Origin of the sequence: Pedobacter sp. KBW01 (assembly GCF_003852395.1) — a bacterium.
Classification (GTDB): domain Bacteria; phylum Bacteroidota; class Bacteroidia; order Sphingobacteriales; family Sphingobacteriaceae; genus Pedobacter.
Genome location: NZ_QAJQ01000004.1, coordinates 37028 through 50676 on the forward strand (window position 1 = coordinate 37028; position 13649 = coordinate 50676).

Genomic DNA, 13649 nt, shown 5'->3' on the forward strand with positions numbered 1-13649 from the left:
ATTTTATTCCCGAAGGCTTAAACATTAGTATGCTGAAAGATCTGCAATACGGCTTGTTGTTGTGCCCTCGATGATCTTAACTACACTGCTTCCATCTATGTTGCAGGAATAGAGGCTTTCAACTGAAGCCATTGTTGGATTATAACTTGATGAGGGGCCTGCGGTAAAGAAAATTTTGGTGCCATTAGGAGAAAGTTTAGGTGATGGGTTTTCAGCGAAAACAATACCACTAGGTAGGGAAACATTGATTTTTGTTTGTGCACTACCGTCATAATTGGCTGTCCATATTTCAGCGCCTTTATAAGTCCCGCCAGCATCGTAGGTTATTCTGGAGTAAATTAATTTGTTTAATTGGGTTGTACCTGCATTGGCTGAGAGTGTTCCGTTCTGGCTTACACTTAGGCCGCTTCCGACAATGATTCCACCCATTGTGGATGTTGTTGCTGGTGGCAAAACGTAGTTACCTGAGTTTTGGGCGTTTACTTCTTTTTTACAACTAACTTGAAATAAGAGAATAGATAGCGAGAGCGTTGCTAGGGCGATTGACCCCATAAATATTTTTTTCATTGAAAACGTTTGTTGCCTACTCTTTCAAAATGCAGTTTTCGGCGGTTCCTGATAGATTGATTAATTAAAATCTACGTGCTAAAGATGCAAAATTTTAGCATATTCAGTGATGTAAAACCATGCTTTTAATTTTTTCGATCAACAGTTTTTGCGAAAAGACAGGAATAAGATGCACCCGGCAAGGTGAAGAATTTAAAGGTTTTAACGGAGGCTAAATCCTTCCCATGAACACCACGCCTATACTTTCTGGCCTTTAAAATATTGGAATTTTTCTATTCGAGATCTAGTAATAGGTAATCCAACATTTTATTATATTCGCTATTCCTATCCATCACCGGGTAGGGAATTTATAATTTAATTTATCTTATAGCGCTTCAATCCTATTTTATGTCACGCCCTTATTCAATAACGATCGTCAACAACTCGACTGCAAATGATAACTTCTGCATCTTTCAGCAGGTGCCGGACAATCAGGATGGTATGACCATGCCGCTGGCCTGGTTTGCTAGGCGGATTTCTACGGGATCGCGTGTAACTTTTCACTGGCAAAACCAATATGAATTCGCTTGGTCTAAGACAGGTGTTAGCCCGGGCGATGTATTTGATGCGGAGCGGACGATCAGTGCAAATCCGCAAAGACACTTAGCACTACTAATTAAGAATACTTAAATTGTGTATCAGTTTTTCTGACATGGGTCAATAAAATCAAATACAGACCAAATTACCTAACCTTAACACAGTGTTAACCACAAGAAAGAGAATTGTTTCTAAAGCGCTTAAGAAAACTGAAGCTTATCCAAAAGCCATTCATCATCCTTTTTTGTCTTCTCCCTCACTTCATTGTTTAGCAGCAGTAGTTGGATTATTTGCCGATACAAAACTTCGTAAAAATATTCTCCAATAAATCATCCGTTGTCACTGTTCCGGTAATCTCGCCTAAATAATGGAGGGCTTGTTTAATATCCATAGCCAAAAAATCGGAAGTTACCGGATTATCTACATTATCGAGTACCCGTTGTAACGCATGCTCGGTTTGTTTCAATGCTTCTACATGGCGGATATTAGTTACCAATGTTTCGCTGGTATTGATGTGGTGGAGGTTTACCTGTTCTAACAAAGTGGTTTTTAATGCCTCAATGCCCTGTTTCTCTTTAGCCGAAATAAACACCACATTCAAATCAGTAAAAGCCTTGCGCTGTAGCTCGGTAATTAAATCGGCTTTATTTACCAGAATTAAATATGGGATAGCCAATTGCTCCAGTCCGCGTAACTGTTCTTCAATTTCGGCAACGCTTTGGGCTGCATCGGCCATATAAATAATCAGTTTGGCCTGCTTCATTTTTTCGAGCGTACGCTCTACGCCCAGCGCTTCGATAATGTCCGCTGTATCGCGTATGCCCGCAGTATCGATAAAACGAAAAACGACTCCACCAATAGTTAGTTCGTCTTCAATGGTATCGCGGGTAGTACCGGCAATGTCAGAAACAATGGCACGTTCCTCATTTAACAAAGCATTTAACAAGGTCGATTTACCCACGTTGGGCTTCCCTGCTATTACGATAGGAACTCCGTTTTTAATTACATTACCCATTTCGAAAGAAGAAATGAGGCGCTGCAGTACATAATTAATTTTTTTGACCAGGTTTTTCAACTGCTCGCGGTTGGCAAATTCGACATCTTCTTCGGCAAAATCGAGTTCGAGTTCAATCATTGAAGCAAAATGAATCAGTTGCTCGCGCAGGCCTTTAAGCTCAGTAGCAAAACCACCACGCATTTGCTGCATGGCTACATCGTGCGAAGCCTTTGAATTTGAAGCTATTAAATCGGCTACTGCTTCTGCCTGACTCAGGTCGAAAGCACCGTTTAAAAAAGCACGGAGGGTAAACTCGCCCGGTTTAGCTGCCCTTGCCCCTTTGCGAATCAATAGGTTAATAATCTGCTGAATAATATAATTCGAACCATGGCACGAAATTTCGACCACATTTTCTTTAGTGTAGGATTTTGGTGCTACATACAAACCGGCTACCACTTCATCTACAATATGATCACCATCTTTAACCAGGCCGAAATGCAAGGTATGCGAAACCTGTTTTTCGAGATCTTTACCCGCAAAAACTGCATTGGTAAGTGAAATGGCTTCGGGCCCAGATAAACGGATAACGCCAATGGCACCCGATCCTGGCGGGGTAGATAATGCGATAATGGTATCCTGATTGTTCATGATCAAATTGTAAAAGCCGCAAAAATAAGCCTAATCTGCGGGTATATGGTGTTTGGGAAGTAATTTTTTTACTATTCGTTCAGTTGGTTATTGGTTCAATAGTTCATTCGTCACCGGTTCTTTAGTATCAACCCATAGTTTAACAGTATCAACCCATAGTTTAACCCAGTCTCAGCTTAAATGAGATTGCCACCCTGAGCGTAGTCGAAGGACTATACGCCAAACTTATTCTTTAACTATTTCGGTTAACTTGTAAATCGCTTGTTTAAAATTGATTCACAACCAATCCCCTATGCGAAACTTAACTAACTTTGCCTTACCAAAACATTTTCTACCTAACGCTGTTTAAACCTCAATCAGAATAAGCTATATATGACTAACAATTTACCCCTGACCGTAAAACGATCGATTGAGCTACTGGGCCTGATGGCTATTGTAGCGGTGATGGTTATTGGACGCGACATTATTATGCCCATGCTCATGGCCTTTTTCATCAGCATTATGCTCCTACCGGTTTACCGCTTTTTAAAAAGAAAAAAAATCCCCGAATCACTCTCTATTATCTTGCCCATTCTACTGGTAGCCCTCTTTGTAGGATTGATTGTATGGTTTTTCTCTAACCAGATCGGTATTCTGGTTAAAGATTTTCCGCAAATTAAAGCCAACGTTAGCCAGCACATTAATTCGTTAAGCGATTGGATTAGCCGTATTACTCATTACGATGACAAACAACAAAAAGCCTTTATACAAGCCAAAAGCGACGACCTGATGAACATGGGCACATCGCTTGCTGGTGGGGCTGCCGTAACCCTGAGTGGTGTTTTTGTATTTATTGGTCTATTGCCCATTTACATTTACTTAATGCTGTTTTACAAAGATATTTTACTTCGTTTTATTTTTATGTGGTTTAAAACCGATGATCACCCTAAAGTAAAAGAAGCTATTTTCGAAACCGAATCAATCATCAAAAGCTACCTAATCGGCCTCTTGATCCAGATTAGCTATATGACCATTTTATTGGGTGGTATATTAATGCTAATTGGCATTAAGCATGCCTTATTAATCGGGGTTATTTTCGCCATCCTAAATCTTATACCCTATGTTGGGGCTTTAATTGGCAATATCATTGGCGTATTGCTAACACTTACTTCCTCGCAAGAACTCTGGCCTGTAGTTACTGTACTGGGCGTAATTGCATTTGTTCAATTTTTAGATAATAACATCCTGATGCCGCGCATTGTGGGTTCTAAAGTAAAAATTAATGCCCTGTTTGCTATTTTGGGTGTATTTATTGGTGGCAGTATTGCGGGCGTTTCGGGTATGTTTTTAGCTTTACCAATTGTGGCCGTGTTGAAAATCATCTTCGATCGTACCGAATCGTTTAAACAATGGGGTGTTTTATTGGGTGATGAACGACCAGCCAAAAGCCCTATGACTTTCCCTGCATTTAGAAAAAAGAAACCTGTGGCTGTAAAATCTGGAACGGAGAAGAAGTAGCTCATAGCTCATAGCTCATAGCTCATAGCATGGAAAAGAAAAAGCATCGAAGGTTTAACCAACGATGCTTTTTCTCTTTTCTGTTATTTATAATATGGCTAAATTCAGATCTCCTGCCCAACATGTTCCATCTTCCCTCTTACATTTTCCATATTACATCCTTTCCGGAGAGGTAATTCCCAGAATAAGCATCCCGGAATAAATAATGTCTGCGGTTTTCTTGCTCAGATTTAAACGGAACTGTTTCGTGTCGCCCTCTTCTGTTTTTACAATTGGTGGCACCTCGTGGTAAAATTTATTGAATAGTTTAGCCAGTTCATATAAATAATTGGCCAAACTCGCCGGACTATAAGCTTTGGCTGCAATGGCAATTTCTGAAGGGTATTTAGCCAGTTGTAAAATCATTTCAAGCTCAACTTCCGATATTCCCGAAAACTGATCGCTACCAGTGCTAAACTGATAATTAGATTTACTTAAAAGCGATTTAATCCTGGCGTGTGTATATTGAATAAACGGACCAGTGTTACCCTGAAAATCGATACTTTCTGCAGGATTAAACAATAAACGTTTTTTAGGTTCTACTTTCAGTAAGAAATATTTTAAAGCACCCAAACCAATATTTTTGTACAATTCGGCTTTATCCTGTTCGCTAAAATCATTGGTTTTACCCAATTCTTCAGTTTTTTCGCGGGCAGTAGTCACCATGCTTTCAATCAGTTCATCGGCATCTACAACAGTTCCTTCACGGCTTTTCATCTTTCCATTCGGTAAATCTACCATGCCGTACGAGAGGTGATACAAACCTTTAGCCCAGCTTTTACCCAGTTTCTCTAAAATCAGGAACAACACTTTAAAGTGATAATCCTGCTCATTGCCTACCACGTAAATCGACTCATCCATATTGAAATCGTCGTGTTTCATCTCAGCAGTGCCCAAATCTTGAGTAATGTAAACCGAAGTACCATCGGCACGTAGCACCAGTTTCTGGTCTAAGCCATCAGCCGTTAAATCAATCCATACCGAACCATCTTCTTTTTTAAAGAAAACACCTTTGGCCAAACCTTCATCAACCGTACCTTTTCCTAAAAGATAGGTGTTGCTTTCATAGTAAAACTTATCAAAGTCTACCCCCAGGTTTTTATAGGTAATATTGAAACCGGCGTACACCCACTCGTTCATGGTTTTCCAAAGCGAAACCACTTCTTCATCGCCCTGCTCCCATTTCAAAAGCATTTGTTGCGCTTCTTTAATCAGTGGTGCATTTTTCTTGGCCTCTTCTTCGGTTTGTCCCTTGGCTTTTAAGGCATCTATCTCTTTTTTATATTCCTTGTCAAAAATTACATAATACCTTCCAACCAAATGATCGCCTTTTTCACCTGTACTTTCGGGAGTTTCGCCATTGCCCCATTTCTGCCAGGCCAGCATCGATTTACAGATGTGAATACCACGGTCGTTAACCAGGTTTACCTTTACTACATCGTAACCATAAGCCTTAAGCAATTCAGACACCGAATAACCCAATAAGTTATTACGCACATGCCCAAGGTGAAGCGGTTTGTTGGTATTAGGCGACGAATATTCGACCATTACCTTTTTCCCGTTTGAGGGATACACACCAAAATCTGGCGCTAAAATTTCTTCATTAAACTGCTTTAAGAAATAACTTTCGGCGATACTCAGGTTTAAAAAACCTTTAACCACGTTAAATTTGGTTACATTTTCAACATGGGTAACTAAATATTCGCCAATTTCGGTAGCAGTTTGCTCTGGCGATTTTTTAGAAATTTTGGTAATTGGAAAAACCACAATTGTAGCCTGTCCTTCAAATTCTTTACGCGTTTCTTGTATATTGATTACACTTTCAGCTACTTCTTCTTTATAAAGCTCCAAAATAGCTTTCTGTGTCTCGGTAATAATAAAATTCATGGCGTAAAAATAGAGAAAAAAGTCCGGAGTCGGAAAGTCCGGAGTTAGAAGTATGGAGCAATATTATTTATCCAACTGAAGCCTTCCGCAGGGTTTTGTTTTATGGTTGTCAAAACTTCCGACCGCCGACACCGGACTTCCGGACTATAAAAAAAATGATAGCTTTGTAGCAACTAATTTATTTATGAGCGAGCAGAATCTAAATTTTAAAGTGAATGTAAACACCGAAATCGGCAGGTTGCGTAAATTATTAATTCATAGTCCGGATAGCGGTTTAGGCAAGGTTGTGCCATCAAAAGCGCAAGACTGGCTTTTCGAAGATATTGTACATTTAGATACCATCCGCAAGGGCGAATACGATTATTACATCAAACTGCTGATGTATTTTTTAGATCCTGAAAAAATTAAAGGTAAACTGGCCGAAATTGATTCGGAAGCTGCCAACCGAAATTTTTACAAACCCAATCATCCCGACTTTCACAATTCGACTGCAGTAATCGAAATCCAGAATTTATTGAGCGAAATGCTCGAGGATGAATCTATCAGAAAGAAACTGGTAGCCGCAGTTTGTGCCATTGAAGGCTGTACCTATAAAGTGCAGATTGCGCTCACCAACACCCCAGCCAAAGAACTGGCAGAGATTTTTATTTCGGGTACTTTAGCCAACGATACCATGATCTTTGCGCCAATACCTAATCTGATTTTTACCCGCGATGTGGGGACCACCATTAATAACCACATCCTGTTAAATAAGCCGGCAAAAAAAGCCCGCGTGCGCGAAACCCTTTTAATGCGCTATATTTTCTTTAATCACCCTTTGTTTGAAGCTTACCGCAACAACATCCTCGAAATTCCGGATGTAACCATGCACTTTTTACGCCCGGGCGATGAACCTGCCTTCAGCACCACTTTAGAAGGTGGCGATGTAATGATGGTAAGCCCCAACCACGTATTAATTGGCTGCAGCGAACGAACTTCAGAACATGGAGCAAATGAAGCCATTAAACTATTGTTTGAGCAGAATGTGGTAGAAAAGGTTACTGTCGTAAAAATACCGAGTAAACGCGATTACATGCACCTCGACACCGTTTTCACCCAGGTTAAACGCAATACCTGGGTTATTTTAAATTCGATTGCACACTCACCAAAATACAACCCCTACGAGCCGATCAACTTCTTAAAGGAGCCCGAAAAACTCGAAGCAACTACTGCCATTCAGTTTACCAAAGCCAATCCGCAGGAGCCTAAACATTTCGAACATGTAGAAGCTTTGCTGAACGACATTAGCCAGAACGACCTAAAAAGCACCGAGCCAACTAAGATCATCTATAGTGGAAACAATACATTCCCCTACGACTCAAGAGAACAATGGACCGATTCGTGCAACCTTTTAGCCATTAAAGAAGGTGTGGTTTTAGGTTACGACAGGAACGATAAAACGGTTGAAGCCTTTAAAGCAGCCGGATTTGATGTGATAGACGTAAAAGATTTAATCCAGGATCTGGAAAGTGGCAAGGTAAATGCAGAAACCATAACCGATACTTTAATTTTAATGCCATCGGCAGAACTTTCGCGTGCCCGCGGTGGTTTCCATTGTATGAGTTTACCAATTTTAAGAGATAATTTGGTTCATTAGTCATTAGTTCATTTGTTATAGTACTGAAAACAAAAGCTATCAACCATTAATTATTAAACATTTGAATTAATCACATCTTATAACCCGCTACTTTATTCTTGCTACTTTAAATACTCAATACTGAAAAATGCAAACTACCAACCATATCCTCATGATCCGCCCTGTCGACTTTAAATTTAATGAGCAAACGGCAGGGAATAACAAATTTCAGGTGGCATCCGAAGCACAGGACGTACAGACACAGGCCTTAAAAGAGTTTGATGGTTTTGTTGAACTGTTAAGGCGAAACGATGTTGATGTAACCGTTGTAGACGATACCTTACAACCCGAAACACCCGATTCTATTTTTCCGAACAACTGGGTTTCCTTTCACGAAGACGGATCGGTTTACCTCTACCCCATGTTTTCTGAAAACCGCCGGTTAGAACGCAGAAAAGAAATATTGGATGGGCTGAACAACCGTTTTGAATTGAACCATGTAAGCGATCTGAGCTTTTACGAAATGCAATATGCGTTTTTAGAAGGAACAGGCAGTATGGTACTCGATCGCACCAATAAAATTGCCTACGCCTGCTTAAGTGTGCGTACCGATGAGGAAGTTCTGAATAACTTTTGCATGCTCACGGGATATGAACCTGTTGTTTTTCAAGCTGTTGATAGTGACAACTTCCCCATTTACCACACCAATGTGATGATGTGCATTGGCGATCGTTTTGCGGTAGTCTGCCTCGATTCGATCCGCAATCCAGAAGAGCGGTTGCAGGTTAGTATCAGTTTAAAAGGAAGCGGCAAAGAAATTATCGAGATTAGCTTAGGGCAAATGAACCAGTTTGCGGGCAATATGTTACAACTTTCGAATGCAGAAGGCGAAAGCTTACTGGTAATGTCAGAGCAGGCTTATTTATCGTTAACCCCTGAACAGATCACGGCTCTGGAACAATACAGCCGCATCATTTATGCGCCACTTTATACCATCGAAAAAAATGGTGGTGGTAGTGCAAGGTGCATGCTGGCCGAAATCCACTTGCCCGAAAAGTAACAGCAAGTTAAACTCGATTATTCCGGCAAGTTTTAGTACTTTCGCCGAAAATTTTCAATCAGATGTCTTTAGTACAACAACTACAAACCCGATCAGGCAATAAATGCGAATTATGTACATCCGAAACCAATTTGTCGGTTTACGAAGTGCCGCCTACCAGCAATGCCAATGCCGACAATAGCATATTAGTTTGTAAAACCTGCTTAGACCAGATTGAAAAGAACGAACAGCTTGATGCCAGTCATTGGAGAATTTTAACAGAAACCATGTGGTCGGAATTTGCTCCGGTTCAGGTTGTGGCCTGGCGCATGTTAAGCCGCTTAAGAAATGAAGGCTGGGCAGCTGATAGCCTGGATATATTATACCTTGATGAGGACACTTTAGAATGGGCTAAAAAAACCGGAGACCATGAACAGGAAGGCACTGTAGAGTTTCATCAGGATAGCAACGGTGCACGTTTATTTGAAGGCGATACCGTAGTTTTGGTTAAAACGCTTGATGTTAAAGGATCAACACTCAGTGCCAAACTGGGTACAGTGGTTAAAAACATCCGTTTAGTGCACAATAATACCAAACAAATTGAGGGTAAAGTAGAAGGACAAACCATTGTGATTTTAACAAAATATTTAAGAAAAGGTTAAGCCCCCTTTATCTCGCTGGCGCGCGCTTCCAATTCGTGCTTAAAAAGAATATAGAAAAGCTTCTAGCTAAATAATAATTATGAAATTCGACAATAACCTCATTACTTGTTTTTCTTCTAAACAAAGGCCTTTAAAAATATAACTATCCGGTTCCAAAATTAAACTAATACTCCATAATAAGTGAAACCTTTTTATTTATTACTATCTGTGATAGTGTTTGCTAGCTGTTCAAGCCTAGTAAGTCCCGATGCTTTATTTCAAAGAGGCTGGTACTACGATTTAAAATCTATTAAGCATGTCGGTTTGATTTATTGTTACGAACCAGATGGCACTTTATACTATCGTACAGGCCCAAATGGAGCAAAAATTCGATTAAAATTAGAATCGGTAAAATCAGTTGTAAGACAGGCTGGCAAAGATAGTCTCGTTGTACTGACATATAAAGGGTCAGATGACAAAAAATTTCTGGGGAAATGGTTAGCCACAACCCCTCAGCGAAAGTTTTATTTAAGATATGGATCAATAATGGGGTATTCTGGCCAAAATATATCTAATCAAACTAGCCTTAGATCTAAGGTATATGTAAGCCAAGGAGAAGTACTATTATTTGAAGAAAAAGGTAGTACTTATCCGCTAGATTTCTCAAATTATAAACAACTTGTATCCTCAGCACTATCAGATGAACCTCTACTCTCATCAGAAGTTATGAATTCAAACTTTAAATTTAAAGCCTTAAAAGAATTACTTATAAGATATCAGACAAAAAAAGACAATTTAGCATCAGCTGCTTCAAAGCCATAATTAACTTTTTTTATTTATTTTCATCCTATTTTCCTTGCTGGCGCGCGTTTCCAACGCGTGCCCAAATAGCCTAACGATTGTATCGTTACAACAACATCTTTTCAACAACTGCTACTATAAGCTACAATCCGTTTCTCTACAGTAAAAATATTATCAATACCGTTTAATTCTCGATTTAAAATTACATTTTTGCAAAAATTATTTAAAAGTAAATGCAGAGTTACTCAGAATTTCTCGATCTAAGCGTTGGCTTTCCACAGGAAGGCTTTGATGTTATAGATGATGAATTATATTTTCAGGATTTAAACCTGATGGAAATGATCGAAACTTACGGCACTCCCCTACGTTTCACGTATTTACCCATGGTGAGTAAGAAAATTCAACAGGCGAAGATTCTTTTCCAAACTGCCATTTTAAAAAACAACTATCGTGGCGATTACAAATATTGCTATTGTACTAAAAGTTCGCACTTCAGACACATTGTAGAAGAAGCACTTAAGAACAATATCCACCTGGAAACTTCTTCTGCTTTTGATATGCCAATGGTTGATGCCCTGGAGAAAAAAGGTGCTTTGACCAAAGATACTACCATTATCTGCAACGGTTTTAAAACTTACCAGTACAAACAGTATATCATCGATATGCTGCACGATGGTTACACCAACATTATTCCTGTTTTAGATAACAAAGAGGAATTTAACCTTTTTGATGATGAGGTAGATATCGATACCCCTTGTAACCTGGGAATCCGTATCGCTGCTGAGGAGCAACCCGATTCGCAATTCTACACGTCACGCTTAGGTGTACGTATGGAAGATGTAATTGAGTTCTACAACAATAAAATCGTTCACAACCCTAATTTCAGGGTAAAACTATTGCACTTCTTTATCAATTCGGGTATTACCGATTCGCCATACTACTGGAACGAGCTGGAGAAATATGTAACCCTTTATTGCAAATTCAAAAAAATCAACCCTGATTTAGATACTCTCGATATTGGTGGCGGTATGCCATTTAAAGATTCGCTGGTTTTTGATTTCGATTACGAGTACATGGTAAACGAAATTGTGAAAAGGATTAAAGAAATCTGCGCCATTCACGAAGTAATGGAACCAGATATTATTACCGAATTTGGTAAATACACCGTAGCAGAAGCTTCGGGTATTTTATATAAAGTTTTAGGCCGTAAACAACAAAACGACCGCGAACGCTGGTTAATGTTGGATGGTTCTTTCATCACCAACTTACCTGATGTTTGGGCGCTGAACCAAAAATATATTTTACTACCTATCAACAATTGGGACGCTGAATACGAACGGGTTAACTTAGGTGGTATTACCTGCGATGGACAGGATTATTACAATCAGGAAGCACATATGAACAGTGTGTTTATGCCTAAAACGCGTAAAGTTCAGTATTTAGGTTTCTTCCATACTGGTGCATATCAAGAGGTACTGAGTGGATATGGTGGTATACACCACTGCTTATTGCCTAGTCCAAAACATGTTCTGATTCGCAGAAACCGCGACGAAAGTTTCAACTTCGAAGTTTTTGGAGAAGAGCAAAACAGTAAGCAGGTATTGAAGATACTGGGTTACTAGTCTTAACCGCAAAGGACACAAAAGTTTTTCGCAAAGAGCGCTAAGTATTTACTTGGCGCTCTTTTTTATGCGCGCAAAATATTTTCTTTGTGTTTCTTTGCTAACTTAGCCGTTAAAACTTAAAGAAAATCTTAAACATTTTACTATGAAATTCGGCCAAGTAGAAGACCCCTCAATAATAGATTTTAAACTCCCTATAGATGCACCAGAAACTGCAGCTATTTTAGCAGCCAATAAACCCAAACAGGCTTTTACAGCTCATGTAGGTTGCGCAAAGTGGAATAAGGCCGATTTAAAAGGCTTTTACCCAAAAGGTACTAAAGATGAGTTAACTTACTATGCAACACAGTTCAATTCAATCGAACTTAATGCAACCTTTTATGGCATGCCTTCGAGCGAGCAGGTAATCACCTGGACACAAAAAACACCGGCTGATTTTAAATTCTTTCCGAAATTAACCAATACGATTAGCCATTTTAAAAGACTAATTAACGTAAAGGAACCAGTTGAGCAATATTGCGATGCCATTAGTAATTTTGAAGACAAACTCGGTATGGCTTTCTTACAGCTGCACGATAATTTTAAGCCGAAAGATTTTGAAAGGCTTAAAACCGTAGTAAGCGAATTTCCAAAAGTAATTCCACTGGGTGTAGAAGTGCGTAATGAAGAATGGTTTTCGAATCCGGCTATTGCAGACGAGTTTGCTCAGTTATTTCAGGAAAACGGCGTAGCCAATATTATTGTAGATACAGCAGGTAGACGCGATATGCTGCATATGCGCCTCACTAGCCCAACCGCCTTTATACGTTATGTAGGTGCAAATCACGAAAGCGATTATACGCGTTTAGATGAATGGGTAGAAAGAATTGTACAATGGAAGGCACAAGGACTCGAAAACCTCTATTTCTTTGTACACCAAAACGTAGAGTTAGCTTCGCCCCTATTATCTGCCTATTTTATTGAAAAATTAAACAAAGCAATCGAAACGGATTTAAAAATTCCGGTATTGGCTACCACTACTCCCACACTGTTTTAAACTTACTGTTATTCGAGATTTGTAATCTCGGATAAATGAGTTGTGGATTTTTAACCCACCTTACAAATTTAAACTTATGTCGGGATTTGCAAATCCCGACTAACAACTTCTTTAAATCCTCCTATAAACTGTTTCCGTCGCTTTGGCTTCTTCTCCTTCCGGCGAAACATTATAGGCCGTAAGCACAATTTCATCGGCACTGTTTATTGCTAAAACCGTGCGCCATCCCCAAAGCTGTTCGCCATATTCCGGACTCCCGTATTCACCAAACACAGAAAACCCATTGGCGGTAGCCTCACCACTCGAGAGCATAATCTGCGTGCCCATGTGGAAGCTATCTACCCAGCTTACCGTAAACCGTTGATAAGGAATATCGAAACCAATAATCATTTTACCCTCAAAAGGTTTTCCCTCTAAACTTCCACTATAATCGAACGAAATGAACCGTGCCCCTAAAATAGAAGTAATCGCACCTGCTGACGGCGATTCGTCTGCCAGGATATCTTTTTCAAACCAGGTTTTGGTATTGCCCTTCCAGTTGCCAACCAAACCTTGAAGTTGTTGATGAGCGCCATCTGCTAAAGATTGCTCGAATTTACTTTTCGCCATATCCAAACTTATAAAATAAAGTTCGTCTGCTATAATTATGAAATGAAAACTGTAAATTGATAACTGAAAACTGTA

Annotated in this window: 12 protein-coding genes; 8 read left to right on the forward strand and 4 right to left on the reverse strand. The window is 39.6% G+C overall.

What is annotated here, in order from left to right:
• Nucleotides 1–24: 24 nt before the first annotated feature.
• A complete protein-coding gene (locus DBR40_RS03815) occupies nt 25–567 on the reverse strand; it encodes a hypothetical protein (RefSeq protein ID WP_124558490.1) in 543 nt (180 codons plus the stop codon).
• Between the two features lie 387 nt (nt 568–954).
• Between DBR40_RS03815 and DBR40_RS03820 the strand changes: the two genes are divergently transcribed.
• Nucleotides 955–1236 carry a hypothetical protein gene (locus DBR40_RS03820; protein ID WP_124558491.1) on the forward strand — a complete coding sequence of 94 codons (282 nt, stop codon included), beginning with the start codon at nt 955–957 and terminating at the stop codon, nt 1234–1236.
• Nucleotides 1237–1429: 193 nt separating this feature from the next.
• Here the strand turns inward: DBR40_RS03820 and mnmE are convergent, their stop codons facing one another.
• On the reverse strand, nt 1430–2788 hold the full coding sequence (gene mnmE, locus DBR40_RS03825; RefSeq protein WP_124558492.1) for a tRNA uridine-5-carboxymethylaminomethyl(34) synthesis GTPase MnmE: 1359 nt from the start codon (nt 2786–2788) through the stop codon (nt 1430–1432).
• Between the two features lie 372 nt (nt 2789–3160).
• Between mnmE and DBR40_RS03830 the strand changes: the two genes are divergently transcribed.
• Nucleotides 3161–4285 carry an AI-2E family transporter gene (locus DBR40_RS03830; protein ID WP_124558493.1) on the forward strand — a complete coding sequence of 375 codons (1125 nt, stop codon included), beginning with the start codon at nt 3161–3163 and terminating at the stop codon, nt 4283–4285.
• Between the two features lie 153 nt (nt 4286–4438).
• Here the strand turns inward: DBR40_RS03830 and argS are convergent, their stop codons facing one another.
• Complete coding sequence (gene argS, locus DBR40_RS03835) at nt 4439–6211, reverse strand: arginine--tRNA ligase (protein WP_124558494.1); 1773 nt, start codon at nt 6209–6211, stop codon at nt 4439–4441.
• Between the two features lie 184 nt (nt 6212–6395).
• On the opposite strand from argS, the gene DBR40_RS03840 reads away from it, so the two are divergent.
• The 6 genes from DBR40_RS03840 (at nt 6396) to DBR40_RS03865 (ending at nt 12965) form a co-directional block, all read left to right on the forward strand.
• On the forward strand, nt 6396–7847 hold the full coding sequence (locus tag DBR40_RS03840; RefSeq protein WP_124558495.1) for an arginine deiminase family protein: 1452 nt from the start codon (nt 6396–6398) through the stop codon (nt 7845–7847).
• A 127-nt stretch (nt 7848–7974) separates the two neighbouring features.
• Nucleotides 7975–8886 carry a citrulline utilization hydrolase CtlX gene (gene ctlX, locus DBR40_RS03845; RefSeq protein ID WP_124558496.1) on the forward strand — a complete coding sequence of 304 codons (912 nt, stop codon included), beginning with the start codon at nt 7975–7977 and terminating at the stop codon, nt 8884–8886.
• A gap of 62 nt (nt 8887–8948) precedes the next feature.
• Complete coding sequence (locus tag DBR40_RS03850; RefSeq protein WP_124558497.1) at nt 8949–9527, forward strand: PhnA domain-containing protein; 579 nt, start codon at nt 8949–8951, stop codon at nt 9525–9527.
• Between the two features lie 180 nt (nt 9528–9707).
• Nucleotides 9708–10328, forward strand: coding sequence for a hypothetical protein (locus DBR40_RS03855; RefSeq protein ID WP_124558498.1), 621 nt, complete (start codon nt 9708–9710; stop codon nt 10326–10328).
• 212 nt (nt 10329–10540) lie between these two features.
• Complete coding sequence (locus DBR40_RS03860; RefSeq protein ID WP_090764474.1) at nt 10541–11929, forward strand: arginine decarboxylase; 1389 nt, start codon at nt 10541–10543, stop codon at nt 11927–11929.
• Between the two features lie 145 nt (nt 11930–12074).
• Nucleotides 12075–12965 (forward strand): DUF72 domain-containing protein, encoded by an 891-nt coding sequence (locus DBR40_RS03865; RefSeq protein ID WP_124558499.1) that lies wholly within the window; start codon nt 12075–12077, stop codon nt 12963–12965.
• Between the two features lie 111 nt (nt 12966–13076).
• Here DBR40_RS03865 and DBR40_RS03870 read toward each other — a convergent pair whose 3' ends face one another.
• Nucleotides 13077–13574 (reverse strand): DUF1579 domain-containing protein, encoded by a 498-nt coding sequence (locus DBR40_RS03870; RefSeq protein WP_124558500.1) that lies wholly within the window; start codon nt 13572–13574, stop codon nt 13077–13079.
• Nucleotides 13575–13649: the final 75 nt, after the last annotated feature.

What these genes read in the sequence shown, in the direction of transcription:
- DBR40_RS03820 (WP_124558491.1), top strand. Translation starts at nt 955, where the DNA reads ATGTCACGCCCTTATTCAATAACGATCGTCAACAACTCGACTGCAAAT.
- DBR40_RS03830 (WP_124558493.1), top strand. Translation starts at nt 3,161, where the DNA reads ATGACTAACAATTTACCCCTGACCGTAAAACGATCGATTGAGCTACTG.
- DBR40_RS03860 (WP_090764474.1), top strand. Translation starts at nt 10,541, where the DNA reads ATGCAGAGTTACTCAGAATTTCTCGATCTAAGCGTTGGCTTTCCACAG.
- DBR40_RS03815 (WP_124558490.1), bottom strand. Translation starts at nt 567, where the DNA reads ATGAAAAAAATATTTATGGGGTCAATCGCCCTAGCAACGCTCTCGCTA.
- DBR40_RS03840 (WP_124558495.1), top strand. Translation starts at nt 6,396, where the DNA reads ATGAGCGAGCAGAATCTAAATTTTAAAGTGAATGTAAACACCGAAATC.
- DBR40_RS03865 (WP_124558499.1), top strand. Translation starts at nt 12,075, where the DNA reads ATGAAATTCGGCCAAGTAGAAGACCCCTCAATAATAGATTTTAAACTC.
- mnmE (WP_124558492.1), bottom strand. Translation starts at nt 2,788, where the DNA reads ATGAACAATCAGGATACCATTATCGCATTATCTACCCCGCCAGGATCG.
- argS (WP_124558494.1), bottom strand. Translation starts at nt 6,211, where the DNA reads ATGAATTTTATTATTACCGAGACACAGAAAGCTATTTTGGAGCTTTAT.
- ctlX (WP_124558496.1), top strand. Translation starts at nt 7,975, where the DNA reads ATGCAAACTACCAACCATATCCTCATGATCCGCCCTGTCGACTTTAAA.
- DBR40_RS03870 (WP_124558500.1), bottom strand. Translation starts at nt 13,574, where the DNA reads ATGGCGAAAAGTAAATTCGAGCAATCTTTAGCAGATGGCGCTCATCAA.
- DBR40_RS03850 (WP_124558497.1), top strand. Translation starts at nt 8,949, where the DNA reads ATGTCTTTAGTACAACAACTACAAACCCGATCAGGCAATAAATGCGAA.